Annotated in this window: 22 protein-coding genes; 11 read left to right on the forward strand and 11 right to left on the reverse strand. The window is 70.4% G+C overall.

Going from position 1 to position 25,263, the window contains the following annotated elements:
• Nucleotides 1-101: 101 nt before the first annotated feature.
• Nucleotides 102-1,712: a M28 family peptidase gene (locus tag CHC05_RS13670; protein ID WP_144022578.1), complete on the forward strand. Its 1,611-nt coding sequence runs from the start codon at nucleotides 102-104 to the stop codon at nucleotides 1,710-1,712.
• A gap of 39 nt (nucleotides 1,713-1,751) precedes the next feature.
• On the opposite strand, the gene CHC05_RS13675 is transcribed toward CHC05_RS13670, so the two are convergent.
• Nucleotides 1,752-2,888: a Fic family protein gene (locus CHC05_RS13675; protein WP_089248495.1), complete on the reverse strand. Its 1,137-nt coding sequence runs from the start codon at nucleotides 2,886-2,888 to the stop codon at nucleotides 1,752-1,754.
• A 106-nt stretch (nucleotides 2,889-2,994) separates the two neighbouring features.
• Between CHC05_RS13675 and CHC05_RS13680 the strand changes: the two genes are divergently transcribed.
• Both CHC05_RS13680 and dtd read left to right on the forward strand, forming a co-directional pair.
• On the forward strand, nucleotides 2,995-4,455 hold the full coding sequence (locus CHC05_RS13680; protein ID WP_089248673.1) for a DUF7782 domain-containing protein: 1,461 nt from the start codon (nucleotides 2,995-2,997) through the stop codon (nucleotides 4,453-4,455).
• A complete protein-coding gene (dtd, locus tag CHC05_RS13685) occupies nucleotides 4,452-4,874 on the forward strand; it encodes a D-aminoacyl-tRNA deacylase (RefSeq protein ID WP_089248497.1) in 423 nt (140 codons plus the stop codon). Before CHC05_RS13680 ends, dtd begins: the two co-directional genes overlap by 4 nt.
• Here dtd and CHC05_RS13690 read toward each other — a convergent pair.
• Nucleotides 4,871-5,659: a sporulation protein gene (locus CHC05_RS13690; protein ID WP_089248499.1), complete on the reverse strand. Its 789-nt coding sequence runs from the start codon at nucleotides 5,657-5,659 to the stop codon at nucleotides 4,871-4,873. The two genes, dtd and CHC05_RS13690, sit on opposite strands and share 4 nt — an antisense overlap.
• Nucleotides 5,660-5,855: 196 nt before the next feature.
• On the opposite strand from CHC05_RS13690, the gene sigB reads away from it, so the two are divergent.
• A complete protein-coding gene (sigB, locus tag CHC05_RS13695; RefSeq protein WP_089248501.1) occupies nucleotides 5,856-6,812 on the forward strand; it encodes an RNA polymerase sigma factor SigB in 957 nt (318 codons plus the stop codon).
• A 183-nt stretch (nucleotides 6,813-6,995) separates the two neighbouring features.
• Here the strand turns inward: sigB and CHC05_RS13700 are convergent, their stop codons facing one another.
• Nucleotides 6,996-9,551 (reverse strand): bifunctional acetate--CoA ligase family protein/GNAT family N-acetyltransferase, encoded by a 2,556-nt coding sequence (locus tag CHC05_RS13700; protein WP_425426745.1) that lies wholly within the window; start codon nucleotides 9,549-9,551, stop codon nucleotides 6,996-6,998.
• A 194-nt stretch (nucleotides 9,552-9,745) separates the two neighbouring features.
• Here CHC05_RS13700 and CHC05_RS13705 point away from each other — a divergent pair, with 194 nt between their 5' ends.
• Genes CHC05_RS13705 through CHC05_RS40705 form a run of 3 tightly spaced genes read left to right on the forward strand, consistent with a single transcriptional unit; the run spans nucleotide 9,746 to nucleotide 12,252 of the window.
• Complete coding sequence (locus CHC05_RS13705) at nucleotides 9,746-10,435, forward strand: HIT family protein (RefSeq protein WP_179266165.1); 690 nt, start codon at nucleotides 9,746-9,748, stop codon at nucleotides 10,433-10,435.
• Nucleotides 10,435-11,115 carry a class I SAM-dependent methyltransferase gene (locus tag CHC05_RS13710; RefSeq protein WP_089248507.1) on the forward strand — a complete coding sequence of 227 codons (681 nt, stop codon included), beginning with the start codon at nucleotides 10,435-10,437 and terminating at the stop codon, nucleotides 11,113-11,115. The genes CHC05_RS13705 and CHC05_RS13710 overlap by 1 nt, the downstream gene beginning before the upstream one ends.
• Before the next feature lie 27 nt (nucleotides 11,116-11,142).
• On the forward strand, nucleotides 11,143-12,252 hold the full coding sequence (locus CHC05_RS40705; RefSeq protein ID WP_144022580.1) for a prenyltransferase/squalene oxidase repeat-containing protein: 1,110 nt from the start codon (nucleotides 11,143-11,145) through the stop codon (nucleotides 12,250-12,252).
• Nucleotides 12,253-12,314: 62 nt separating this feature from the next.
• On the opposite strand, the gene CHC05_RS13715 is transcribed toward CHC05_RS40705, so the two are convergent.
• Genes CHC05_RS13715 through CHC05_RS13725 form a run of 3 tightly spaced genes read right to left on the reverse strand, consistent with a single transcriptional unit; the run spans nucleotide 12,315 to nucleotide 14,959 of the window.
• Entirely contained in the window at nucleotides 12,315-12,854 is a 540-nt protein-coding gene (locus tag CHC05_RS13715; protein WP_144022581.1) for a hypothetical protein, read from the reverse strand.
• A 40-nt stretch (nucleotides 12,855-12,894) separates the two neighbouring features.
• A complete protein-coding gene (locus CHC05_RS13720) occupies nucleotides 12,895-14,073 on the reverse strand; it encodes an acetoin utilization protein AcuC (RefSeq protein WP_089248511.1) in 1,179 nt (392 codons plus the stop codon).
• 25 nt (nucleotides 14,074-14,098) lie between these two features.
• Nucleotides 14,099-14,959: a sulfurtransferase gene (locus tag CHC05_RS13725; protein ID WP_089248513.1), complete on the reverse strand. Its 861-nt coding sequence runs from the start codon at nucleotides 14,957-14,959 to the stop codon at nucleotides 14,099-14,101.
• Between the two features lie 90 nt (nucleotides 14,960-15,049).
• On the opposite strand from CHC05_RS13725, the gene CHC05_RS13730 reads away from it, so the two are divergent.
• On the forward strand, nucleotides 15,050-15,733 hold the full coding sequence (locus tag CHC05_RS13730) for an iron-dependent transcriptional repressor DtxR (RefSeq protein WP_089248515.1): 684 nt from the start codon (nucleotides 15,050-15,052) through the stop codon (nucleotides 15,731-15,733).
• Between the two features lie 457 nt (nucleotides 15,734-16,190).
• Here CHC05_RS13730 and CHC05_RS41445 read toward each other — a convergent pair whose 3' ends face one another.
• From CHC05_RS41445 to CHC05_RS13745, 3 genes are all read right to left on the reverse strand, one after another.
• On the reverse strand, nucleotides 16,191-16,817 hold the full coding sequence (locus CHC05_RS41445) for a hypothetical protein (RefSeq protein ID WP_089248517.1): 627 nt from the start codon (nucleotides 16,815-16,817) through the stop codon (nucleotides 16,191-16,193).
• 1,240 nt (nucleotides 16,818-18,057) lie between these two features.
• The gene (gene lhgO, locus CHC05_RS13740; RefSeq protein WP_089248519.1) at nucleotides 18,058-19,242 is read right to left on the reverse strand and encodes an L-2-hydroxyglutarate oxidase; all 1,185 of its coding nucleotides are present in this window, start codon (nucleotides 19,240-19,242) and stop codon (nucleotides 18,058-18,060) included.
• Between the two features lie 9 nt (nucleotides 19,243-19,251).
• The gene (locus CHC05_RS13745) at nucleotides 19,252-19,431 is read right to left on the reverse strand and encodes a DUF5522 domain-containing protein (protein ID WP_089248675.1); all 180 of its coding nucleotides are present in this window, start codon (nucleotides 19,429-19,431) and stop codon (nucleotides 19,252-19,254) included.
• Nucleotides 19,432-19,603: 172 nt separating this feature from the next.
• Between CHC05_RS13745 and CHC05_RS13750 the strand changes: the two genes are divergently transcribed.
• Both CHC05_RS13750 and CHC05_RS13755 read left to right on the forward strand, forming a co-directional pair.
• Nucleotides 19,604-19,903: a hypothetical protein gene (locus tag CHC05_RS13750; protein WP_089248521.1), complete on the forward strand. Its 300-nt coding sequence runs from the start codon at nucleotides 19,604-19,606 to the stop codon at nucleotides 19,901-19,903.
• A gap of 29 nt (nucleotides 19,904-19,932) precedes the next feature.
• Complete coding sequence (locus CHC05_RS13755; RefSeq protein WP_089248677.1) at nucleotides 19,933-20,235, forward strand: DUF6582 domain-containing protein; 303 nt, start codon at nucleotides 19,933-19,935, stop codon at nucleotides 20,233-20,235.
• Between the two features lie 56 nt (nucleotides 20,236-20,291).
• Here the strand turns inward: CHC05_RS13755 and CHC05_RS13760 are convergent, their stop codons facing one another.
• Nucleotides 20,292-21,155, reverse strand: coding sequence for a LysR family transcriptional regulator (locus tag CHC05_RS13760; protein ID WP_425426746.1), 864 nt, complete (start codon nucleotides 21,153-21,155; stop codon nucleotides 20,292-20,294).
• Nucleotides 21,156-21,257: 102 nt separating this feature from the next.
• On the opposite strand from CHC05_RS13760, the gene CHC05_RS13765 reads away from it, so the two are divergent.
• Nucleotides 21,258-21,995, forward strand: coding sequence for an SDR family oxidoreductase (locus CHC05_RS13765; protein ID WP_089248525.1), 738 nt, complete (start codon nucleotides 21,258-21,260; stop codon nucleotides 21,993-21,995).
• A 363-nt stretch (nucleotides 21,996-22,358) separates the two neighbouring features.
• Here CHC05_RS13765 and CHC05_RS13770 read toward each other — a convergent pair whose 3' ends face one another.
• Nucleotides 22,359-25,262, reverse strand: a complete 2,904-nt coding sequence (locus CHC05_RS13770; protein ID WP_089248527.1) for a vitamin B12-dependent ribonucleotide reductase — start codon at nucleotides 25,260-25,262, stop codon at nucleotides 22,359-22,361.
• Nucleotide 25,263: the final 1 nt, after the last annotated feature.

Below are 25,263 nucleotides of genomic sequence, written 5' to 3' on the forward strand. Positions count from 1 at the left end.
GAACGGTCCGTGTCGATCTTCGTCTGTCTATGCGATGGTCGGGGCGCCCGGCACGGGGGCGAGGAGGCCGGGCGCGGCGAACGGCGAGGAGAGTGCACATCGTGGTGTTCCGCACCGTCCGCAAAACCCTGGCTGTAATAGGCGCGGCCAGCCTGGTGGGTGCCCTGGCACTGGCCAACCCGGCACAGGCCACCGGCAACAACCACTCCGTCCGCAAGCTCACCAAGGCGGTCACGCTCGGCGGCGTGCTCAAGCACGAGCTCGCCTTCCAGGCCATCGGCAGCCTCAGCGGCGGCAACCGCGGCTCGGGCCTGCCCGGGCACGACCGCAGCGCCGACTACGTGGCGGCCGTCCTGCGCAAGGCCGGCTACCAGGTGACCCGGCAACCCTTCCCGTTCAACTTCTTCGAAGAGTTCGGCTCGTCGTTCGCGCAGACCGCGCCGACACCGACGACGTACGTGAGCGGCACCGACTACGACCTGATGGACTACTCGGGCGCGGGCGACGTGACCCAGCTCGTGGTCCCGGTCGACCTGGCGCTGACCCCACCGCGGGCCTCGACGTCGGGCTGTGAGGCCGCGGACTTCGCGGGCGGCCTGGTCGCGGGCAAGATCGCGCTGTTGCAGCGCGGCACCTGCCCGTTCGGCACCAAGGTGGTCAACGCCGAGGCGGCCGGCGCGGTCGGCGCCATCGTGATGAACCAGGGCAACGGCGACCCGGTGGCCAACGTCGACCGCTACAACCTGCTGCTCGGCACGCTCGGCGCGCCGGTCGGCATCCCGACGGTCGGTGTCTCGTACGCGACCGGTGAGGCGTTCGCCAACACGCCCGGCCTGACGGTGCGGATCACCGCCGACACCACGTCGGAGGTACGCCAGACCGAGAACGTGATCGCCGAGTCGAAGAAGGGCAACGCGAGCAGCGTGGTCATGGCCGGCGCGCACCTCGACGCGGAGCCCGACACCGTCGGCATCAACGACAACGGCAGCGGCTCGGCCGCGCTGCTCGAGGTCGCGGTGCAGATGGCCAAGACCAAGACGCCCAACAAGACCAGGTTCGCCTGGTGGGGCGCCGAGGAGGCCAACCTGATCGGCTCGACGTTCTACGTCAACGCGCTGACGCCCGAGCAGCGGGCCGACATCGCGCTGTACCTGAACTTCGACATGATCGCGTCGGCCAACTACATCCTCGGGGTGTACGACGGCGACGACTCGGCGGCCGAGGGCTCACCCGCGGGCCCGCCCGGCTCGGCCGAGATCGAAGCGGTCTTCCAGGACTTCTTCGCCGACCGTGACCTGCCCACCCGGGCGGCCGACTTCACCGGCCGCTCCGACTACGGCCCGTTCATCGCGGCGGGCGTCGGCATCCCGGCCGGCGGCCTGTTCACCGGCGCGGAGGTCCCGAAGACGGCCCAGGACGTCATCGACTACGGCGGCGTGGCGGGTGCCCAGTACGACCCGTGCTACCACGAGCCGTGCGACAGCCTGTTCCCGGTCCGCAACGGCGCGGACGCGGCCCTGTACCGCGAGCTCGACCGGCAGTACGACATGCTCGGCAACCTCAACCTCGAAGCCCTGGACGTGAACGCCGACGCCATGGCAACAGCGATCCTCACGTTCGCCCTCGACACGTCATCCCTCCCGGTCCGCACCGCGGCGGCGACGGCGCGCTCGTCGGGCCCGACCTACATCGGCAAGGAAGGCTCGATCTAGCACCACCCGCCTGAGGGCCCCGTCCACCGGGCGGGGCCCTCAGCGCGGGTACGGCTCCCGGGCCGGCGCGGTCAACCGGGCAGCAACATCGTTTGCGATCTCCCGGGCGGCACCGGCGGCCTCGTACGCCAGGGTCGCCCCGTAGCCCACCGACGTCAGCAGGCCGGCGCGCTCGAGCGCACGGACGTCGCGCACGGACTGGTCGCGGGACAGCCCCTCTTCCGTCGCGTACACCTCGCGGCGCAGTTGGTCGGTGGCGGCCGCGTAGAGCGCGGCGATCGTCCGCTCGTGAAGTCCGCGCTCGCCCGCCAGGCCGGCAAGCGCGGTCCAGACCTCGCGTCCGTAGCTCAGCCGCCGGTCGACGACCTGTGCCTGCAGGTGGTGCGCGCGCAGGCAGAACCGGATCCAGCCATGCGCGTCGGTCGTCGGTTCGAACGTGCCGCCCGTTTCCCTGAGCGTGCGGTAATAGTCGAATGTGTTGATCTCGAAACCGAGCCACTCCTCGATCGAGCAGAACTCCGGTGCCAACCGGCCGCCGCGGGCGATCACCATTGTTTGCAGGGAGCGCGACATCCGGCCGTTTCCATCGCGCCATGGGTGCACCCGCACCAAGTTGAGATGGGCCATGGCCGCCCGCACGAGCAGCGGAGCCGACAGGTCGCCTTCGTTGAGCCACTCGACCAGCTCGCCCATCAGCAGTGGGACCTGGTCGGCATCCGGGCCTACGTATGCCGGGACCAGCGGGTCCCCACCGGTCACGATGACTCCGCGCGTGCGGTATCTGCCGGGCGATCGTCCTGGCCAGAAGCGCATCATCATGAAGTGCAGCGCCGACAGAACCGCCTCGCTGTAGGCGAACGCCTCCATGTCCGCGGTCAGCGTGACCCAGGTCAGAGCGTCGCGGTAACCGCGGACGGCCTCCCGGGAGTCTTCGGGCACATCCGCCGGAACCGCGACGTGGTCAACGATCGCTGTGGCCGTGCTCGACGAGACGGTGTAGCCCTCGATGGTGTTCGAACCGCGGATCGCGTTGGCGAACAGCCACTTGCGGACGCCACCGACCCACTGGCCCGCTCTGGCGCCACCGGTTGACCGAACGAACGCGTCGTAAAAGGCATCGATCTCGGCGAGCACGCGCTCATCATCGTGGTCGAGCGCTGGCGTGGCGTGGAGCATGCTCCGATGCTACGACAATCCGGGCATCGGAGCAAGGCGCCAACGCTCCATCGCCATGATCAACTGATGGTGAACCGGCCATGGCAGGATGCCGTACGTGTCCGACATGCTCCTCTCTCCCGATGGTGTCGCGCGGTTGCGGGACGCGCTCCGGGCCGCCGGGTTCACCTCCGCGGGGATCGCCGAACGGCTGGGGCCGGCGGCTACGGCCGCGGTCGCCCGCAATGACTTTCGGGCCGCGCTGCGGATCACCGAGGATCGGGATCCGCTCGCCACGTTGATCCGGCTGTTCGTCTGCGCGCAGAGCGAGGAGGTCGAAGCCGTCGCGGCCGCGCTCGCGCCGCTCGGCTTCGCCGAGGCGTTCGACGCCGGGCTGGTCGAGGCCGCGCCCGGCGGGCTGGTGCGGCAGGGCGTCGACCTCGAGCCGTACGGGGACAGCTGGTGGGTCCTCTCCGACGTGCCCTCGTCGGCCCGCCCGGACCAGCCGTTGCGTCCCGACCACGTGCTCGGCATCGGTGGCGCCTCCTCGACGCTGGTCGGCGCCGCGATCCGGCGGCCCGTGGCCACCGCGCTCGATCTCGGCACCGGGTGTGGCGTGCAGGCGCTGCACCTGGCCACCCACGCCGACGCGGTCACCGCGACCGACCTCTCCGAGCGGGCCCTGCGGTTCGCCGCCACCACCGCGGCGCTGAGCGGCCAGGAGTGGGAGATGCTCCGCGGCGACCTGGTCGCGCCCGTCCAGGGCCGGCGGTTCGACCTCGTGGTCAGCAACCCGCCGTTCGTGATCGGGCCGGGCACCACCACACACACCTACCGGGACTCGGGCCGGGCCGGCGACGCCGTCTGCGCCGAGCTCGCCGCCGCCGCGCCGGGCCTGCTCAACGAGGGCGGCGTGATGCAGTTCCTGGCCAACTGGGAGCACGTCGCCGGCGAGGACTGGGGCGACCGGGTCGCCGGCTGGTTCGACGGCACCGGCCTGGACGCCTGGGTGATCCAGCGCGAGGTCGCCGACCCGATGTCGTACGTCGGTCTGTGGCTGGCCGACGCCAACGAGGACGGCGACCCGGCCCGGGCCGCCGCCTGGCTCGACTGGTTCGACGCCAACGACGTCGCCGCGATCGGCTTCGGCCTGGTCACGCTGCGGCGCGGCGGGCACGACGATCCGGTGGTCCGGGTCGAAGACCTGCGCCAGCAGGTCCAGCAGCCGCTCGGCGAGCAGATCGCCGCGTGGTTCGGCCGGCAGGACTTCGTGCGGGACGCCGATCTGCTGGCCGCCCGCTACCGCACCGCGCCGGGGCTCCAGCTCCAGCAGGAGGCGACCCTCGGCGACGACGGCTGGGCCGTGGACCGCCAGGTGCTCGTCATGCCGGAGGGCTTGCGGTGGAGCGAGGAGGTCGACCCGCTCGTGCTCGCGCTGGTCAGCGGCGCCGACGGGCAGGTGCCGTTGCGCGACCAGCTCGCCCTGCTGGCCGCCGCGCACGAGGTCGCCGAGGACGACCTGGCCGACGCCGCCGGGCCGATCGTCGCGCACCTGGTCGAGCGCGGCATCGTGGAGCCGGTCGCGTGAGGGCGCTGGTCCAGACGGTCTCCCGGGCGTCGGTGACCGTCGACGGCGCCGTCGTGGGCGAGATCTCAGACGGGCTGCTGGTGCTCCTCGGCGTGACCCACACCGACACCGCGGCGCTCGCGGACACCCTCGCGCGGAAGGTCTGGGAGCTGCGGATCCTCGACGACGAGAAGTCGGCCAGCGACGTCGGTGCCCCGATCCTGGTGGTCAGCCAGTTCACGTTGTACGCGGACGCGCGCAAAGGGCGCCGGCCCAGCTGGTCAGCGGCGGCCCCGGCCGAGGTGGCCGAACCGCTTGTGACCGCTTTCGCCGACGCCCTGCGTACCCGTGGCGCGCATGTCGAAACGGGCCGGTTCCGAGCCCACATGCTCGTGGAGAGCGTCAACGTGGGCCCGCGAACCGTGTTGTTGGAGCTCTAGCGGAACAGGCCGCGCTTGCGGAGCGACTGCTCCAGCCAGCCGTGCAGCTGGGCGGCCCAGTCGGTCTGCTCGGCCGACGCGTAGTCGACGTTGAAGTGGCCGAAGCTGTCGTGCCCCTCGGTGAACAGGCCGCCACGCTTGTCGAGCTCGAGCACCACCTGCAGGTGCTGCGGCGTCGCCGCGAAGGTCACCTCGAGCTGGTTGATCATGTGCGCGAACTGCGGCGACGGGTGGAACTCGATCTCCTGGTAGAACGGCAGGCTCTGCTGCACGCCGTAGAGCCGGCCGCTCTCGACATCGGCCCGGGCGAACCGGAAGCCGAGCCGGAGCAGGCCTTCGAGGATGCGCTCCTGGGCCGGCAGCGGGTGCACGGCCACCGCGTCCAGGTCGCCCTTGTCGACCGCGCGGGCCACCTCGAGCTCCGTCCGCAGGGCCATCGTCATGCCGTGCAGGTGCTGCCCGTACACCTCGGTGATCGGGGTCTCCCAGGGCACGTCGAAGCGGAACGGGATGTCGTAACGCTGCTTCGCCTCCAGGCGGAAGGCACCGGTCGCGCGCTGGCGGTGGAACTCGGTGGTCGAGTCGTACTCGGAGTCGCCGCTCTCCACCTCGACCCGGGTGACCATGCCGAGGGCCACGTACTCGATGTCGACCGGGTGGTCGCCACCCTCGACGTGGATCTGGCCCTCGAGGACACCGCCGGGACGGCAGTTGGGGTTGCTGAGCACCGTCTCGACGGACGGGCCGCCGACGCCCAGCGCCTGCATCATTCGCTTGAAGACCACGACGTGCCTTTCTGGTGGAGTTGCGAGCAGACTAGCGACCGGCCGCAACGGCTTGGCTCGCAAACGGGGCGAGTCGGGCGAAGGCCCTCCCGGATTCATGCCACCCGACGATTCTCCTCACCCCCGCTTCACGCCCATTGCGAGAAGCTCTTCGCACGGCACCACGGAGGGTCGCCGGGAAGCGGGGTAGCGAGAAATGAACGACTACGACCAGATCGACCTTGACGCCACCGATGAACGGGGCGTCTCCGCCGACCTCGTACGTGCGTACCTCAACGGTATCGGCCGCACCAAGCTGCTGACCGCCGTCGAGGAGGTCGACCTGGCGCGGCGGATCGAGGCCGGGTTGTTCGCCGAGGAGAAGCTCGCCGCGGGGGACGCACCCGATGGCCTCCGGGCCGATCTGGAGATCGTCGCGTTGGAGGGGCACGCCGCGAAGGACCACCTGCTGGAGGCCAACCTTCGGCTCGTGGTCAGCATCGCGAAGCGCTACACGGGCCGCGGAATGGCCTTTCTCGACCTGATCCAGGAGGGCAACCTCGGGCTGATCCGGGCCGTCGAGAAGTTCGACTACGCCAAGGGCTACAAGTTCTCCACGTACGCGACGTGGTGGATCCGCCAGGCGATCACCCGGGCGATGGCCGACCAGTCACGCACCATCCGGATTCCTGTGCACATGGTCGAGCAGGTCAACCGGATGGTCCGGGCCCGCCGCGACCTGGCCGTCACGCTCGGCCGCGAGCCCACGGTGGCCGAGGTCGCCGCCGCGGTCGGCATGCCCGAGTTCCAGGTCATCGAGCTCATCTCGTACGACCGTGAGCCGGTCAGCCTCGACCAGGCGGTCGGTGAAGACGGTGAGAGCGCCCTCGGCGACTTCGTCGTCGGCGTCGACGCCCGGCAGGAACCGGCCGACGAGGTGTCCAACGGCATGCTGCGCAGCGAGGTCGAGATCGTCCTGTCGACCCTGTCGTCCCGCGAGCAGGCGGTGATCCGGCTGCGGTTCGGCCTCGACGACGGCCGCCAGCGCACCCTCGACGAGGTCGGCCGCGAGTTCGGCCTGTCCCGCGAGCGCATCCGCCAGATCGAGAAGGTCACGCTGCTCAAACTGCGGCACCCGTCGCGGGCGCAGCGCCTGGAGGCGTACGCCTGCTGACTCGTTGGCCCCTCGTCGCTGCGGTGACGGGGGGCCAAGGCAAAGACACAAGAAACGGCTTCCTGCTCGGGTCCGTCGTGGGCGCGACCGTTGCTCCCAGAGTCCGGCCCGGGCCTTGGCGGCCCGGGCCTGCCATGTCCGCCGTTGCTCCCGCAAACCCCAAACCCCGCGGTGGCTTGATCCTCAGATGTGGCGCGGGCCGGTGTCGGGGCGGGTGCCAGAATCGCCGAAGGTCATCGTGGCGTGCAGGACCGACAGGCCGTCCGGGCGGGCGAGCACCGGGTGCAGCGAAAGTGACCGGACCCTGGGCTGCTCGTCCGCCAGCCGACCGACCCGCAGCAGCAGGTCGACCAGCGCTGCTCGGTCGACCGGCTCGGCACCCCGGTAGCCCCGCAGCAGGGGGGCCGCCCGGGGCTCGTCGACCAGCGCCGCGGCGGCCCGGTCGCTCAGTGGCGCCGGGCGCCAGGCGCGGTCGCCGAGCAGTTCCGTGGCCACCCCGGCCAGGCCGAAGCCGACCACCGGGCCGAACGCCGGGTCCTCCATCATCTCGACGACGCAGGGCACCCCGGCCGGGACCATCGGCTGCACCAGCACCTGCGGACCGAACGACTCGGCGAGCTCCCGGTACGCGACCCGGACCGCCTCCTCCGCCCGCAGGTCCAGCCGGACCGCGCCGAGGTCGATGCGGTGCCGCAGGGACAGTCCCGCGGCCTTCAGCGCGACCGGCAGGCCGAGCCGGTGCGCCGCCTCCACCGCCTCCGGGGCCGAGTCGACCAGGGCATCGGGCACGAGACGAATGCCGTACGCGGCGAGCAGGCCCTCCCGGTCGTCATGTGTGGTGGCTCTTCGCGCCGCTTCGAGGTCCACTCCGGACAGCGGCGGCACCGTGCCGGGCGGCTGCCGGCGCCACTGCGCGTAGTGGGCGACCCGGCCGAGCGCGCGGGCCGCCTCCTCGACGGACGGATACGCGGGGATCCCCGGCGGCACCCGGTCCACCAGGGAGGTCACCACCACCGGCTTGTCCCCGGTCAGCGCAACGCCCGCGATGGTCGCGGCGAAGTCGTTGTCGTCCGCGCGGAGCTGGCCCGGCAGCGGCGGGGCGAGCACCACGGCGAGCGCGTCGACCCCCGGGTCGGCGGAGGCCTCGGCGAGCCGGTCACCGAACTCGTGCGCTCCGGCCACGGGACCGACGTCGCGTGGGTAGCCGTCGGCGACCACCAGCCCGTTGGCCACGCAGGCGGCCCCGGCCAGGGTGGTCAGCGCAGGCGAGTTGCCGACGATGGCGACGTTCCGGCCGCCCGGCAGCGGTTGGGTGGCGAGCAGCGCGCCGACGTCGAAGAGCTCGCCGACGGTGTCGACGCGGACGACGCCCGAGCGGGCGAACAGCGCGCCGACCGAGGCCGGGTCGAGCCCGCGCTCGGTGCTACCCGGCGGGCGCACCGGCGACGCGACCGCGACGATCGGCTTGCTCCGGCCGATGCCACGGGCGAGCCGGGCGAACTTGCGGGGGTTCCCGAAGGACTCCAGGTACAGCAGGATCACGTCGGTGCCGGGGTCGTCCCGCCAGTACTGGAGCAGGTCGTTGCCCGACACGTCGGCGCGGTTGCCGGCCGAGACGAACGTCGACAGCCCCAGGCCACGCCGATCGGCCTCGGCGAGGAGCGCGACACCGAGCGCACCGGACTGGCTGAAGAACCCGATCCGCCCGGGCGCCGGGAGCCGCGGCGCCAGCGTGGCGTTGAGCCTTACGGCCGGGTCGGTGTTGGCGATGCCGAGGCAGTTCGGGCCGACCACCCGCATGCCGCCCGCGTGCGCCCGCCGGATCAGCTCCGCCTGCGCGGCCGCACCGGCCTTGTCCGCCTCGGCGAAGCCCGCGCTGACCACGACCAGCGCGTGCAGCCCGGCCCGCGCCGCGTCGTCCACCACCTCGTCGATCTTCTCCGGCGGCACGGTGACGATGCCCAGGTCCAGCGGCACCCCGGCGTCCGACGCCCGGCTGACCGCCGCGAGACCACCGACCCGCGGCGCGCTCGGGTGCACGGGCACGACCGGCCCCGCGAACCCGCCGTCCCGCAGGTGCCCGAGCACCGCCGCGCCGACCCCGTGACCGCTGGAGCTGGCCCCGTACACGGCGACACCGCGCGGCGCGAGCAACCGGGCGATCGACCGCGCCTCGGTGCGGTGCTCGCGCCGCCACTGCACTTCGAGCGAGCTCTCGGTCGGCGCGATCGGGAAGGCGAGGTGCACGACCCCGTCGGCGTACTTGCGCTCGACCTCGTACCCGAAATCGCTGAACACCCGCAGCATGGTCGCGTTGGCCGGCAACACCTCGGCGACGAACCGCGTGATGCCGGCGTCCCGAGCAGCGGCGGCGAGGTGCTCCATGAGCAACGGACCGATGCCCCGGCCCTGGTACGCGTCCTCGACCACGAACGCGACCTCGGCGTCACCGGCATCGGGGCCGAGCCGGTCGTACCGCCCGATCGCCGCGATCCGCCCACCAACCTCGACGACAAAGGCCTCCCGATCCCGATGATCGACGGTGACGAACCGCTGCAGATCACGCTCGGGAATCCGCGGGTACGGCGAGAAGTAGCGCAGATACCGAGTGCGCTCGGAAAACCGCGCGTGCGTCTCCACGATCGCCGGCGCGTCGCCGGGCTCGATCTGTCGCACGTGGACGGTGGTGCCGTCACTCAGCAGGACGTCCGCCGAACGCTTGGCGGCATTCTCGGTCACGTGCTTCACCCCTCTCCACCTTAGGCGTACGTGCCGGCGATCGGACCCGTCCGGGTGACACGCCGGGCAGGCTCGGTGTGGCAATAATGTCGTCGCAAGCAACGACAAACCGGTCTGATATTTAGCGGCGTGCATGGCCGGCGCATCGGCTCCACTATGCTGGTCACCAACCGCCGCTGACGGAGTGCGATGTCATGATCGTAGCCGCGCACAGTGCACCGCACGATTCCTGCTTCCTTTGCTCGCACCAAAGCGGAGGCGAGGACGTGGCCTGGTATGACCGTCCGATCATGCGAAGTGAAGGTGTGGGGACGGCGGTCTGCGCCGTTGGTGCCCTCGTACCCGGCTATCTCCTCGTCTCACCCGCCCAGCACGAGAGTTCTGTTCAGGCCCTCACCCGACCCACAGCCGTTGCCTTCCTGAGTTTCCTGGCCGACGTGCATGCCACGGTTGAGCGGCATTTCGGCCCCACTACGATATTCGAGCACGGATCGTGCCGGTCCGAAGAACGGCGCCGCTCCGCGTGTATCTCCCACTCTCACGTGCACCTCGTGCCGGGTCGCTACGCACTCGAGCAGCTCGGTCTGCCAGTTCGTCGCTTCGAGACGCTGACCGGAATCGTGGACATACCCCCAACGGAAAGGAACCAGGGCTACCTCATGTACCGCGAGCCGGATGGCATGGTCTGCTACGCACCTGACGCGGGAATCTCTCAATTCTTCCGGCGCCACATCGCCAAGATGTTGGGCCGGCCCGACGAGTGGGATTATGCGTTGTTTCCCGACTGGGCCAATCTCCGTGCCACACAGGAAGCGCTCGGGTCCGGCTCGGCACCTCAGCAGTTCGTGCGTGCTCGCGAGACCGACGAACTGCTGAGCGCCTGATGCCACGAGTCATTCAACGCCTGCCCGACCAGCTGACCTTCTGGAACGGCTGGCACCGCGATCGCGGCGCCACCGGCGAGGACCCAGTTCATGTGGAAACCCGTGAACGTTTCCTCACCGAGCTTCCCCGACGCCGGCGCGGATGTGACGTTCTCGACATCGGTTGCGGTCAAGGTCATGATCTGGCCGTCATGGCCAGGTCACGGCATCGCGTTACCGGCCTCGACTTCTCGGCGGTCGCGATCCAACACGCCCGTGCGACGGTTCCCCGTTGCGGAGCACTGCGTCTGACAAAGCCAGATTTGCGCGAGCATGACATGACGCAAGGGCTGCCGTTCGCTGGCCATATCTTCGATGGTGTCTTCTCCCACCTCGCGCTGCACTATTTCGAGCCGGACGTGACCGCTTTCGTGTTCGACGAGATCAGACGCGTGCTGCGCCCGGGAGGAGTCCTCGTTTTCGCGGTCAAGTCCACGAAGGATCCCTACTACGGCAGGGGCCAACGACTGGGCGATCACATCTTTGCCCGGAAAGGACACGTAAGACACTTCTTCGATGAGGAGTACGTTCGGAAACTTCTCGTCGATTGGACAGACATATCGACGGACGCCTACGGCGGAACTTACGCTAGTTCCGAGCCGAGCGCGTTCATCCGGGCGGTGGCGCGCACAGCGGTCTGAGCCGGTCCCACCGATCTCGGAGCTGACGTGGAGCGAATCGACGGGAACGTCATCGAGACGATGGTGGACCGCGGTTTGCGTCTGCTCACCCGCACTTATCAGGCGTCGACCGAGCACCGCGGCGGCTGGTATCACCGGCTCGACAGCCCTAACCCCGGGCCGTCGGCTACCGCATCGGGCCTGGCCGGCTTCCGGGTCCATGGCCACTCGTTCGAGCACGAGACGGCGTGCCTGCGGTTCCTTCGTCATCGTCAGATCGCTTCGGCAGACCGTCGGCTCGACGGTGGTTGGGCGGTCAACACCAGCTTCGGTCAACCCGTGATCGAGGCCACCGGCCTGGTGACCAGGCTGCTCGTGCGGTGCGGCTTGGTCCTTGCCGCTGAAGGACCCGACGTCAAACGCGCTAGCGAGTGGATCCACGCGAACCAGAACGACGACGGCGGCTGGGGTCCGCTCGCTGCTCAGGACTCCCGGGTCTGGCTCACGGCGATGGCGACACGTGCGGTCGCGACGGTCGACCCGCGATCCGCCGCGTTGCCCGCAGCAGTCGCCTGGTTGCTGAATGCCCGCGACCCGACCACGGGTGCGTGGGGAGAGGTGGACCGCCAGCCGCCTTCGGTCACACACACCGCGTACGCGTTAACGGCGTTGGTCGAGAGTGGCGTCGGCAATGAGAACAGGGCGGCGGCAGAGGCGATCGATGCTGCCTACGACTGGCTCGGGCTGGCCTTCGACCCGGGCGTGGTGCACGACGATCGAGCTCGGATGGAGAGCTACAACGTCGTCGGCGTCGCTCCCGACGGGAGGCCGTTCACCTGGCAGAGCACCATTTGGCACCCGGGCGCCTGCCCTTCGTGCTGTCGGCGTTGGTGCGACAACCTGGAGCGGTCCGGTTCGACCTGGTCGCCGAGGCCCTGGCGACCATGCGAGCGACACAATCCGCCGAGGGACGCTGGCCGAGTTCCGACGGCTCCGCCACGTTCTCCGTATGGAGTGTCGCGCCGTTCCTCGACGCGCTGGCGGACGCACGAACGTACCTGCCGCTGCGTGCGGGCCGCCTCATCACTCCGCTGTCCCGGCACACGGCAGTCATCCAGGGCGGCTCCGATCTCCAGATCGCTCCCGAGCGGCTCCTGATCGGTGTGCGTGGCGAGCGCATTCGGCTGTTGGCTCGTCGCCGGTGGGCGGCGGGCGCGTTGCTAGCGCTGATCGCGACGGGAGTCGTCCTGCTCGGCACCGGAGCACTCGCGCCGCGGGAACTCGCTTTCGGCCTTCTGGTGCCGGTCGTGCTCCTCGTCCTCCAGCTCTCGATCGGGCGCTCCAGACGCCAGCAGCCGGATGATGGCTGAGACGGCTTCATCGCGCGTACGCACCACGGCCGACGCGTGGTACCGCAGCCACGGCCGGTCCTCGAGGCCCGTGTCACCGACCCAGACCACTGCCGGCTTGCGCCAGAGGTGGGCATACATCAACTCACCGACACATCCCACGTAACTGCGTCGCGGAATCGTCATGTCAACGAGGACACCGTCGCACTTTCGAAGAACTGCCAGGTCGGATTCCACCAGCGCGATGTAGTCGGTCACCGGTCCGGACGTGTCCGTCCAGACGGCAACCGGGTCCGCCATGGCCAGACCGTGCCTGCCGAGTTCGTCCGCGACCTCTTCGCCCAGCCGCAGAACCTCGTCACGAGGCAGTCCGTCGACCGCACGAGCGAAGTAGACCATCGGCCGAGACATCTAACTATTTTAATGGAATCCGGCCTCGCCCCTAGGCACTTCAGTCGCGCGGGTCGAGTGGGTCCAGGCCCAGCAGCGGGAAGACGGCCGTGCGGGTTTGGGTGATCGCCCGGTCTACCGCGTCTTCGCTGGCTGGCTGCCAGGGCTCGAACGTGGTGTCGCCGTCGTCGGTCAGGCGCAGCGGGATCTCGCGGTCGGGCAGTCGGGTCTTGGCGAGCGCCCGCCAGCCGGGCGGGGTCGGCGTCAGCGGGTCGAGCGGGTCGCCCGTCGCCGCGGCCAGCAGGTGGGTCCAGGTGCGTGGGACGACCTCGACCAGCGCGTACCCGCCGCCGCCCGTGGCCACCCAGCGCCCCTCGCACAGTTCCTCGGCCAGGTCGCGCATCGCCAGGTGTGCGGCCCGCTGGCCGTCGACGGTCAGCCGTAGGTCGGCGAGCGGGTCGAGCCGGTGGCTGTCGGCGCCGCACTGGCTGAACAGCAGTTGCGGACCGAACGCGCGCAGGACGCTCGGCACCACCGCGTGGAAGGCGCGCAGCCAGCCGCGATCGCCCGTACCCGGTGGCAATGCGATGTTGACCGACGTGCCCTCGGCGCCCTGGCCGCCGATCTCGTCCGGGAAGCCCGTGCCGGGGAACAGCGCCAGCGGCGACTCGTGCAGCGAGATCGTCAGGACGCGCGGGTCGTCGTAGAAGATCGCCTGGACGCCGTCGCCGTGGTGGACGTCGATGTCGACGTACGCGATGCGCTCGGCGCCCTGGTCGAGCAGGCGGGCGATGGCGACCGCCGGGTCGTTGTAGACGCAGAAGCCCGACGCCCGGCCCGGCATCGCGTGGTGCAGGCCGCCGGCCACGTTGACCGCGTGCCGGGCCTCACCCCGCCAGACCGCCTCGGCGGCCGCGATGGTCGCGCCGGCGACCAGGGCCGAGGCGTCGTGCATGTGGTCGAAGACCGGGTTGTCGGGGGTGCCGAAGCCGTACCCCCGGAAGAACGGGTCGTGCGGGGCGACCTTGACCGCGTCGATGTAGTCGGCGCGGTGCACCCGGGCCAGCGCCGCGTCGTCGGCGGGGGTCGGCTTGACCACCTTCACGCCCGCGCGGTCGAGGACGCCCAGCTCACGGGCCAATGCCATGGTCAGTTCGACCCTGACCGGGTTCAACGGATGATCACCCAGGTCGTACCCGAGCAGGTCTTCGTCCCACACCACCACGGCGCCGTCCGGCATGGCGCCATCGTGCCATGCGGTCCTGCTATTCGCCGGTCGCCACCGGCCTGTTCGGGTCGGTCACCCAGTCGCTCCACGAGCCGACATACAGAGCGGCGTCGGTACGCCCGGCGCGGTGCAACGCCAGCACGGTGTGCGCGGCGGTGACGCCGGATCCGCAGTACGCGCCGACGGGTTGGCCGTCGCGGACCCCTGTTTCGGCGAAGCCCGCCCTGATCTCCTCGGCCGTCTTCAGGCGGCCGTCGTCCTTCGCGTTCTCTGTCGTCGGGCGGTTGACGGCACCCGGGATGTGGCCGGCGACCGGGTCGATGGGCTCGACCTCGCCGCGGAACCTCGGTGCGACCCGGGCGTCGATCAGGGTGCCCTGCTCGGCCAGCGCGGCGGCTTCCTCCGCCGTCAGGCTGGGCAGGTTGCCGGGTTTGACCTCTATATCGCCCTCGGTGGGCGTTGTCTCGTCGGTGGTGACCGGATGACCTTGGTTGGTCCAGGCCGCGAACCCACCGTCGAGGACCCTGGTGTCGCGGTGGCCGGCCCACCGGAGGATCCACCAGGCGCGGGCGGCGGCTTGACCGTCCCCGGCGTCGTACACGACGACTGGTTTGTCGTTCCTGACGCCCTTGGCCCGAAGCTGCTCCTGGAGCTTGGCCGGGTCGGGCAGCGGGTGCCGGCCGTTGGGCCCGGGTTCGCCCGCCAGTTCGGTGTCGAGGTCGATGAAGACGGCGCCGGGAATGTGACCCTCGACGTAGTCGGCGCGGCCCGGCCGGCCGGAGAGCCGCCAGCGGGCGTCGAGCACCGTTATGCCGGGGAGGCCTTCGCGGCCTTCGGGGCCTTCGAGGCCGGAGCGCAACCCGTCAGGGTCGATCGTGAGATCATCGGCGGAAACCACGCGCTCCAGTGAACACCCGCCCGACGCCCTTCGTGGCGCCGGGTTGTCGGTGTGGCGAGGTAATATCGACAGCTAGGAGGGCCTTCTGCCGTGAATCACCTTGTCGACACGACCGAGATGTATTTGCGCACCATCCTCGAGTTGGAAGAGGAAGGTGTGCCACCGCTGCGCGCCCGGATCGCCGAGCGGTTGCACCAGAGCGGCCCGACCGTCAGCCAAACGGTGGCCCGCATGGAACGTGACGGACTACTCACCGTCGAGGGCGATCGCCACCTGCACCTCACCGGCCTCGGCCGCGAGCAGGCCGTCTCCGTGATGCGCAAGCACCGGCTCGCCGAGCTGCTGCTCGTCAACGTGATCGGCATGCCCTACGAGGAGGCCCACGAAGAGGCGTGTCGCTGGGAGCACGTGATGAGCGACGCGGTCGAGCAGAAGGTCTACGACCTGCTCAACCGCCCGACCCGCTCCCCCTACGGCAACCCGATCCCGGGCCTCGACGCCCTGGGCGACCTGCCGGCCGAGGCCGACGGCTTCGACAACAAGGAGCGCAACCTGGCGTTCCCGGGCCTGACCGGCCAGGTCATCGTCCGCCGCATCTGCGAGAGCGTCCAGACCGACGCCGACGTGCTCCGCCAGCTACACGCGGCAGGGGTCGACCCCGGCGCGACGGTGACGGTGGCACAGGAGCGCGACGGCGTCATGATCGACCGGTCGGGTGACCAGGTCCGCCTGCCGCGCGAGGTCGCGTCCCGGGTGTTCGTCGCGGCCCACTGACGATCTTTCGAAGGCCGGTCCCCTTTTTTGGGGCCGGCCTTCGCGTTTGGTCGGCCCTGCTCGGCCGGCTTTCGCCCACGGCGGGGCGGCCCCGGGGCTTCGTCCCTGATGCTCGCGCTCGCGAGGTCGAACCGTGCGACCTTCGCGCTCGGCTTGTCACTCCAAGCGGTGAATTCTGCCTTTTCGGGCGAGATCTATGCGGTCCAAGACCAGAGACGGTCCCGCCCGGTCAGAGCTGCTAGAGGCAGCTCTGCCTTGGCGCCGATAGGGATGTACACGCGCAGGGCGGCACCGTCGTGGCCGAACCTGCAGAAGCCGTTCGAGGTCGATCTGCGTGCCCGAGGTCGGCGCGATACCTGCCGACGACCAGATCTACCGTCTGGCCTACGACGGCTCGGTCACGCGCGCGACGCGGCGCGTTCGCGGCCGATCGTTAGGCGTCCGCCGGCCGTGTCGATCAGGACTTCTTGGGCGGCTTCACCGATTCGACCTGTTTGGCCAGCGCGACCATTTGCGGCCCGAGCTCCTTCGCCGGCGCCGGGGCGTCCAGGAGGTCGGTGAAGCGCAACGACATAAGGCGCTTGTCCTTGGTGAGCCAGCAGAGCTCGAGCCCCGGCCCAGCCGTTTCCGTCGCCGCGAACGGGGCCTGGTAGGCCGCCAGCCCCAACCCTTTGACCGCCGTCGCACCCTTGTCAGGAACGACGTCCTCCTTGAAGACGGCGGCGTCGGCCGTGGTCTTGCTGATCGTGAGGGCGAGGTCGGGCAGCTCGCCCTGCTCCGGTTGGACCACGCAGGTGGTGGTCTCCCCGCTGCGACTGGCGGCGGAGATCCCGAACCGCACACCGATCGCTTTCTCGATCGCCTCGTAGTCGAAGTAGACGCAGGCCCCTCCCGCGGTCGCGGCGGGGAAGTCGGCCCGGACCGGCGGGAGCGTCTGCTGCGGAACCGGCTCGTCACCGCAACCCGCGACGGCGCCGACGAGGCTCAGAGCCGCGCCGAGGCAGACCAGCCGGGACGCCCGTCGGCCATCCACCCTGGACGGTCGGGCGGCCAGGTCGCTGTGGCGGCTACGCGGCAGGACCACAACAACTCCTCGATCGACGCTCGGATCAGCACAGGAGTGCGCCGCCCGAAAACATACGGCTTCGCCGGACGGTGCGGAAGTCCGGGTTGTCCGCCGGAGCCAGGTCGCCCAGGTCTGGTAGCGCCGATGACTTTCCCGGTGACCACCCTCTGGGCCGCCGGGTGCGGGGTCGGAGGGGGCGACCCTGGCTGAAACCAGGTGCGAGCGTTCGGTGACCGCCCCAAGCCGCCCGGTATGTGGTCCGGGTTGGGGCCGCCCCGCCCGGAAGCACCGATGACCTTCCCCGCCGCCCAATGCGGTCCGCAGTGCGGCCACCTTCGCCTGATGCGCACAACCCGCACGGATGATCTTCTCCGCCGCGTCGGCTGCAGCGGCAGTTGCGACCTCCCGGCCACCGCTCCGGGCCGCCGCGTGCCCGGTCCGGAGCTTCGCCGCCTGGCGCACGGTCCGGGGTGGGGCCACCCGGCGCACGGTCCGGAGCGTCGCCGCCCGGCGCACGGTCCGGGGTGAGGCCGCCCGGCGCACGGTCCGGAGCGCCGCCGCGCGGCGCACCGTCCGGGTTGGGCCGCCCGATGCACGGTCGAGGCCGCGCCGGCCGGAAACACCGATGACCTTGCCCGGCCGCCCGATGCGGTCCGCAGCGCGGCCCGCCTTCGCCTGACGCGCACAACCCACGCGGATGGTCCTCTGCTCGAACAGCGGTTGCGACTTCCCGGCGACCGCCCCGGGCAGCCAGGTGCCCGGTCCGAAGCGTCGCCACCCGTTGCGCGGTCCGGAGCGTCGCCGCCTGGTACACGGTCCGGGGTGGGGCCACGCCACCCGGAAACACCGGCGACCTCCCCTGCCGCCCGATGCGGTCCGCAGTGCGGCCCGCCTTCGCCTGACGCGCACAAACCCACGCGGATGATCTTCTGCGCCGCATCGGCTCGAACGGCAGCTGCGACTTCCCGGCGACCGCCCCAGGCCGCCAGGTGCCCGGTCCGGAATGTCGCCTTCCGGTGCGTGCGCAGTCCGGACCGTCGCCGCCCGGTGCCCGAAGCACGTGCGACCCCGCGGTGCCCCAGACCGCACAAAAACGGCCCGACGTGACGCCGGCCTCGCGGAACAACGTCTGACGCTTCGATGGTCGGCCGGGGCGTGCTCGGTGCGAGGCCCGAGGCCGCGCGGCCCCGCAGAATGCGCGACCCTTCGGAGGCGTCCGCAGGGAAGCCAGCGCGCGGTGTGGTCCTCGTCGTCCCGGTCAGGCCGGGAGTTGGGCCACGATGTGTTTGGCGATCTCCAGGGAGCTCGTCGCGGCGGGCGATGGGGCGTTCAGGACGTGGACCTGGCGGTCGCGGGTGACGATCAGGAAGTCGTCGACCAGGGTGCCGGCGCGGGTGATCGCCTGGGCACGGACGCCGGCGCCGGCTGGGGTCAGGTCGGCTTCGGTGATCGCTGGGACGAGGCGGGCCAGGCTTTCGGCGAACAGGCGGCGGCTCAGGGAGCGGCGCACCTCGGTCAGGCCGTACCCGATGTGCTGGCGGGCCAGGCGCCAAAGGCCCGCGTACGCCAGGAAGTCCGCGATGTCTTTTGGGTTGATCGTGCTCCAGCGGTAGCCCTCGCGGGCCAGCGCCAGCACCGCGTTGGGTCCGGCGTGGACCGTGTTGTCGATCATGCGGGTCAGGTGGACGCCCAGGAAGGGGAACTGTGGGTCCGGCACCGGGTAGATCAGGCCGCGGACCAGGCCGCGTCGCGAGGGCGTCAATTCGTAATATTCACCCCTGAAGGGGACGATTCTGGCCGGCGGCTCGACGCCCGCGAGGCGGGCCACCCGGTCGGCGTGCAGTCCCGCGCAGTTGACCAGGACGTCGGCGGTCAGGTCGCCGGTTGTCGTTCGCACGATCTGGTCGTGGCCGCGCGTCTCGATGCCGGTCACCGCGGTGCCCAGCCGGAGCGTGGCCCCGGCACGCCCGGCCAGGTCGGCGAGGGTGATGCAGACGGCGGCGAAGTCGACGATCCCGGTCGACTCGACCCGCAGCGCCTCGACGCAGCGCAGTTCGGGCTCGAGCTCCTTGGCCTCGGCGGCGCTGACCAGCCGGGCCGGCAGGCCGTTGGCAACCGCCCGTTCGTGCAGCGCGTGCAGGCGCGGGACCTCGGACTCGTCGGCCGCCACGATCATCTTGCCGCAGACCTCGTGCGGGATGCCGTGGGTGGCACAGAAGTCGACCATGGAGGTGCGGCCGGCAGCGCAGAGCCGCGCCTTGAGACTGCCCGGCTTGTAGTAGACGCCCGCGTGGATCACGCCCGAGTTGTGCCCGGTCTGGTGGGCGGCGACCCGCGGCTCCTTGTCGATCACCGTGACCGACGCGTCCGGGTGGTCCAGCGTGAGCCGGTGCGCGGTCGCCAGGCCGACGATGCCGGCGCCGATCACGACGTACCGAGTCATGGCGCGACCCTATTTCACATATGGACAGTGCCGGCCGCCTCGACCGCAACACGTGCCGCGGGCCGCGAGGAACCCGGCCGAAAGAACGAACAACCCGGTCCGCGGGTCGAGGTAGCCGGCCGAGCCGGCGGCCAGCGCGGCGTCGTGGGCTTTGATGATCTCCGCCTGGTACGCGGGATCGGCGGGCATCCGGCTCACGTGCGGCTGACCCAACGGCCTCGGCGCACGCTCACTCTCGGCTGTCGCCACGCCACCACCCGTACCCTATCGGACCTATCGGACCGGTCGTCCGCTGCCTGAATGACCTTCGCCGGTTATATCCCAAGAGGCATCATCCGCACGAGGAGAGGGCGCCACCGGCATGACCACCACCGAGCTTCTGCGCGACGACCTGACCGACCTCGCACGGATCGGCGTGCCGGCCCAGGCCCAGCCGCTCGACCTGCGGGAGACCGGCGCGTTCGTCGACCGGGAGCCGGTGCTCGAGGTGCTGATGTCGGTGCGCCGCGTGGACGGCGGGCCGCCGTACCCGGCGCTGTACCTGGGCCCGATCGCCGAGCCCTTCCTGGGCCGCGCGCAAGACGGCCTGGCCTTCGCCGCCCGAATTGATCCGCAACGTCCGGATCGGGTGCTGGTCGACTGGACCGCCTGCGCCGCATAGCCCCAGGTCGGGTGGGTAACCGTCGGTTCATGGAGACCACCTGGAAGCCCGTGAACGAGGGCGACGAAGGAACCCTGTCGAGCGGCGAGAAGCGCAGCCTCCCGGATTCGGCGTTCGCGTTTCCGGACAGGCGCAAGGAGCCGCTGGTCGACGCCGATCACGTGCGGAACGCGATCGCGCGCTTCGACCAGGTCAAGGGCGTCACGGACAAGGAGCGCGAGCAGGCGTTCGGCAACCTCAAGAAGGCGGCGAAGCACTTCGACATCGACATGTCGGAGACCGACTGGCACCAGCTCGGCAAGCACCCGCACACCGACAACCCGACGCAGTGACAGCGTCTCAGAGCGGCGACCGCCCGACCCGGCGGTCGCCGCTCGCTGTTGCCGCGCTAACGCGGCACCAGCTGTGCGGCGGTCCTGATCAGGCTCGCCACGCCCGGTGAGCGGCTGTGGGTGGGCCATGCGATGTGCGTGACGACAGGGGGCGCGTCGGTCAGCGGGATCGCGGCATGCTCGGACCACAGCCAGGCGCGCGCGGATTCCGGCACCACCCCGACCGTGCGGCCCAGGGCGACCAGCTGGGCCAGCTGCGTCTGGTCGTGGATCTCTGGGCCCGGGCCGGGCGCGTAGACGCCGTGTCTGGGCCAACGCGCCCGTGGCAGGTCGGGGAGGTCGCTGATGTCGGCCATGGCCAGGGTCTTGCGTGCGGCGAGCGGGTGTCCGGCCGGCAGGACGGCGAGCTGACCCTCCGACATGAGCTCCTCGCTGTCGAACCCGGCGAGGGAGTTGTACGGCACGTGCATGAGTGCGACGTCGGCGCTACCGTCGCGCAGCCGTGCCTCCTGGTCGGTCATCGAGCACTGCAGGACCTCGACCTCGGCGGCGTCGGGCTGGGCCGCGTACGCGTCGAGGAGCTGCTGGAGCAGCTCGTGCACCGCGGCGGTCTTCACCGCCAGCACCAGACGGTTGCGCGCAGCACCCGGGTTGTCGGCTCCGCCGGCGCGGCGGGTACGGCGGGCGGCGGCGGTGGCCGCGTCGAGTGTCGCGCGGCCCTCGGACAGCAGCACCTGCCCGGCAGCGGTCAGCGCGACGCCCCTGCGGTTGCGTTCCAGCAGGCAGACGCCGAGGCGACGTTCGAGCTGCTGGATGGCGCGTGACAGCGGCGGCTGGGCCATGCCGAGGCGTTCGGCTGCCCGGCCGAAGTGCAGCTCCTCGGCGACGGCCACGAAGTACCTCAGCTCGCGGGTCTCCAAGGTATCCATTGCCGCAGAGTACGCCCACGATACCTACCGGGTATGACAGCGCACTGGATCGGTGTTGGCCGGCGCGCCCACCTGAGACCGAGCCTGTACGGCATGAACGAAGCAAAGATCGCGCTGGTCACTGGCGCGAACCAGGGGATCGGATACGCGATCGCCACCGGGCTCGGCGCACTCGGATACCGCGTGGCCGTCGGAGCGCGGGACGCGGGCCGGCGCGAGACCGCCGTCGAGAAGTTGCGCGCCGCAGGGGCCGACGTCTTCGGCGTGCCGCTGGACGTCACCGGCGAGCGGCACGTCGCGGAGACCGCAGAGATGATCGCGCGGGAAGCCGGTCGGCTGGACGTTCTGGTCAACAACGCGGGCATCTCCGGCCAGCTGGGTGCGGACTGGGCGCAGGACCCGACCACGCTCGACCTGGACCTGGTCCGCACGGTCGTGGAGACGAACGTCATCGGCGTGATCCGGGTGACGAATGCGATGCTCCCGCTGCTGCGGCGCTCGTCGTCGCCGCGGATCGTCAACATCTCCAGCAGCGTCGGCTCCGTGACTCTGCAAGCCGACCCGGACATCGAGATCGGCCCGGTGATGGCCGCGTACGCGCCGTCGAAGTCGTTCCTCAACGCCGTGACCGTCCAGTACGCCCGGCGACTCGCCGACACGAACATCCTGATCAACGCCAGCTGCCCAGGCCTGGTCGCGACCGCCTTCAACGGCTTCCACGGCTCCCGCACCCCCGAGCAGGGCGCCGCCACGGCGATCCGGCTCGCCACGCTGCCCAACGACGGCCCGTCCGGCGCGTTCTTCGACGACGAAGGCATCGTCCCCTGGTAGTGACGATCTCTACCGCGTGCCGAAGCGGACAGGACCGGGTCGTTGCCGCCGGCCTTGCCATCGCTCAGCCGCCGGCGGCCGAGGTCCCTCCCGTGCCAACCCCGGGACCGAAGGAGACCGCGACCCCGACCAGGGTCAGCAGCGCCTGGCAGCGATGCCGCGGGAGGCGGCAGCGGCGTCCAACGATGCCGAACCACGCCTCCCCGCCGCCGGCCAGAGGCGACTACCGATCGTTGACCGCGCTGAGCGATGCCGGCGCACAGCAGAAGGGGAGCCGGCTGGCGGCCGGCTCCCCTTCTCGTTGCGCTTTCGCTCTTGCCTAGCTCAGGCCGACCATCGCGTCCGACGCGATGCGGCCCGGTTTCAGCTGCAGCCGGAGGTCGAGCCGCAGCCTTCGCAGACGTAGCAGCTGCCGGCCGGGCGCATCTTGGTGCCGCAGGTGAAGCAGAGCGGCGCGTCGGCGGCCTTGCCGATCACGGACTCGAGCAGCTCGATCGAGGAGCCGGCCCGCGGCGACGGCGCCGCGATCTGGACCGGGATGTCGGCGGCCTGGGCCGTCGGCGGCTGATCGGTCTTCTCTTCCGTCGCCTTCTCTTCGGTCGGCTTGGCCTCGATCGGCGCGGACGACGCCATCTGGGTCAGGTCGATCGCGGCCTCGGCCTCCGCCTCGGCGCGGATCTGGGCCGCGCGCTCCTTGGCGGTGAAGATGCCGAGCTCGGCGCGACGCTCGTAGGGCAGGAAGTCGAGCGCCAGCCGGCGGAAGATGTAGTCCATCACCGACGCGGCCATGCGGATGTCCGGGTCGTCGGTCATGCCCGCCGGCTCGAACCGCATGTTGGTGAACTTGGCGACGAAGGTCTCGAGCGGCACCCCGTATTGCAGGCCGATCGAGATCGCCACCGAGAACGCGTCCATGACGCCGGCCAGGGTCGAACCCTGCTTGGACATCTTGAGGAAGACCTCGCCCAGGCCGTCGTCGGGGTAGGACGACGCGGTGAGGTAGCCCTCGGCGCCGCCGACCGAGAACGACACCGTCTCCGACGGGCGCTTCTTCGGGAGGCGCTTGCGGACCGGGCGGTATTCGACGACCTTCTCGACCGTCTTCTCCGCCACGACCGCCACCTCGGCCGGAGCCTCGGCCGCGGCCTTGGCCGGCTTGGCCACCGACAGCGGCTGGCCGACCTTGCAGTTGTCGCGGTAGATCGCGAGCGCCTTGAGGCCGAGCTTCCAGCCCTCGAAGTAGATCTTCTCGACGTCTTCGACGGTCGCCGACTCCGGCATGTTGACCGTCTTGGAGATCGCGCCCGAGATGAACGGCTGCACGGCCGCCATCATCCGCACGTGGCCCATCGGAGCGATCGACCGCTCGCCCATCGCGCAGTCGAACACCGCGTAGTGCTCGGTCTTGAGCCCGGGCGCGTCGACGACGTGGCCGTGGTCGGCGATGTGCTCCACGATCGCCTCGACCTGCTCCTCGGGGTAGCCGAGGCTGCGCAGCGCGCGCGGCACGGTCTGGTTGACGATCTGCATCGAGCCGCCGCCGACCAGCTTCTTGAACTTGACCAGCGCCAGGTCGGGCTCGACACCGGTGGTGTCGCAGTCCATCATCAGGCCGATCGTGCCAGTCGGCGCGAGCACCGAGGCCTGCGCGTTGCGCCAGCCCGACTTCTCGCCGATCTTGATGGCCTGCTGCCACTGCTTCGAGGCCTCGCGGGTGATCGCGGTGGCCACCGTGCCGGACGCCTTGATGTCGTCGCTGGCCGCGGCGTGCTTGCGCATGACCCGCTTGTGCGGCTCCGCGTTGCGGGCGTAGCCGTCGAACGCGCCGACCACGCCGGCCATCTCGGCCGAGCGCCGGTAGGCGGTGCCCGTCATCAGCGAGGTGATCGCCCCGGCCAGCGAACGCCCGCCGTCGGAGTCGTAGGGCAGGCCGGACGCCATCAGCAGCGCGCCGAGGTTGGCGTAGCCGATGCCGAGCTGGCGGTAGGCGCGGGTGGTCTCACCGATCTTCTCGGTCGGGAAGTCGGCGAAGCAGATCGAGATGTCCATCGCCGTGATGACGAACTCGACCGACTTGACGAACCGCTCGACCTCGAAGCCACCGTCGGCGCGGAGGAACTTCATGAGGTTGAGCGACGCCAGGTTGCACGACGAGTTGTCGAGGTGCAGGTATTCGGAGCACGGGTTGGACGCGGTGATCCGACCGGTCTCGGGGGAGGTGTGCCAGTCGTTGATCGTGTCGTCGTACTGCAGACCGGGGTCGGCGCACTCCCACGCGGCCTGCGCGATCGTGCGGAACAGCTTGCTGGCGTCGATCGACTCGATCACCGAGCCGTCGAGCCGCCCGCGCAGGTCGAAGGAGCCGTTCTCCTCGACGGCGCGCATGAACTCGTCGGTGACCCGCACCGAGTTGTTGGCGTTCTGGTATTGCACGCTGACGATGTCGGCGCCGCCCAGGTCCATGTCGAAGCCGGCGTCGCGGAGCGCCCGGATCTTGTTTTCCTCACGGGCCTTGGTCTGCACGAACTCTTCGATGTCGGGGTGGTCGACGTCGAGGATGACCATCTTGGCCGCACGCCGGGTGGCGCCACCGGACTTGATGGTGCCCGCCGACGCGTCGGCGCCGCGCATGAAGCTGACCGGCCCGGACGCGGTGCCGCCGGAGGACAGCAGCTCCTTGGACGAGCGGATGCGGGACAGGTTGACCCCGGACCCGGAGCCGCCCTTGAAGATCAGGCCCTCTTCCTTGTACCAGTCGAGGATCGAGTCCATCGAGTCGTCGACAGCCAGGATGAAACAGGCGCTGACCTGCTGCGGCGACGGCGTGCCGACGTTGAACCACACCGGCGAGTTGAAGCTGAACACCTGGTGCAGAAGCATGTAGGTCAGCTCGTGCTCGAAGAGCTCGGCGTCGGCGGCGTTGCCAAAGTAGCCGTTGTCTTCGCCGGCCTTGCGGTAGGTCTTCACGACCCGGTCGATGAGCTGCTTGAGCGACCACTCACGCTCCTCGGTGCCCACGGCGCCGCGGAAGTATTTCGTGGTGACGATGTTGGCCGCGTTGACGCTCCACGACTCCGGGAACTCGACCCCCCGCTGCTCGAAGTTGATCGAGCCGTCACGCCAGTTGGTCATCACCACGTCGCGGCGTTCCCACGCCACCTCGTCGTAAGGGTGGACACCCTCGGTCGTCCACACCCGCTCGACCTTGAGCCCGGTCGCCCCCACGGCCCGTGCTCGACTCTTGCCAGCGGCAACGTCGCCCGCCATG

The organism is Asanoa hainanensis (assembly GCF_900188485.1).
Lineage (GTDB): Bacteria > Actinomycetota > Actinomycetes > Mycobacteriales > Micromonosporaceae > Asanoa > Asanoa hainanensis.

Excerpts from the sequence above, each read along its gene's own strand:
- CHC05_RS13705 (WP_179266165.1), top strand. The coding sequence starts at position 9,746 with ATGATCGTAGCCGCGCACAGTGCACCGCACGATTCCTGCTTCCTTTGC.
- lhgO (WP_089248519.1), bottom strand. The coding sequence starts at position 19,242 with ATGACTCGGTACGTCGTGATCGGCGCCGGCATCGTCGGCCTGGCGACC.
- CHC05_RS13715 (WP_144022581.1), bottom strand. The coding sequence starts at position 12,854 with ATGTCTCGGCCGATGGTCTACTTCGCTCGTGCGGTCGACGGACTGCCT.
- CHC05_RS13710 (WP_089248507.1), top strand. The coding sequence starts at position 10,435 with ATGCCACGAGTCATTCAACGCCTGCCCGACCAGCTGACCTTCTGGAAC.
- CHC05_RS13720 (WP_089248511.1), bottom strand. The coding sequence starts at position 14,073 with ATGCCGGACGGCGCCGTGGTGGTGTGGGACGAAGACCTGCTCGGGTAC.
- CHC05_RS13770 (WP_089248527.1), bottom strand. The coding sequence starts at position 25,262 with ATGGCGGGCGACGTTGCCGCTGGCAAGAGTCGAGCACGGGCCGTGGGG.
- CHC05_RS13675 (WP_089248495.1), bottom strand. The coding sequence starts at position 2,888 with ATGCTCCACGCCACGCCAGCGCTCGACCACGATGATGAGCGCGTGCTC.
- CHC05_RS13745 (WP_089248675.1), bottom strand. The coding sequence starts at position 19,431 with ATGCCCGCCGATCCCGCGTACCAGGCGGAGATCATCAAAGCCCACGAC.
- CHC05_RS13750 (WP_089248521.1), top strand. The coding sequence starts at position 19,604 with ATGACCACCACCGAGCTTCTGCGCGACGACCTGACCGACCTCGCACGG.
- CHC05_RS13755 (WP_089248677.1), top strand. The coding sequence starts at position 19,933 with ATGGAGACCACCTGGAAGCCCGTGAACGAGGGCGACGAAGGAACCCTG.
- CHC05_RS13765 (WP_089248525.1), top strand. The coding sequence starts at position 21,258 with ATGAACGAAGCAAAGATCGCGCTGGTCACTGGCGCGAACCAGGGGATC.
- CHC05_RS13680 (WP_089248673.1), top strand. The coding sequence starts at position 2,995 with ATGCTCCTCTCTCCCGATGGTGTCGCGCGGTTGCGGGACGCGCTCCGG.
- sigB (WP_089248501.1), top strand. The coding sequence starts at position 5,856 with ATGAACGACTACGACCAGATCGACCTTGACGCCACCGATGAACGGGGC.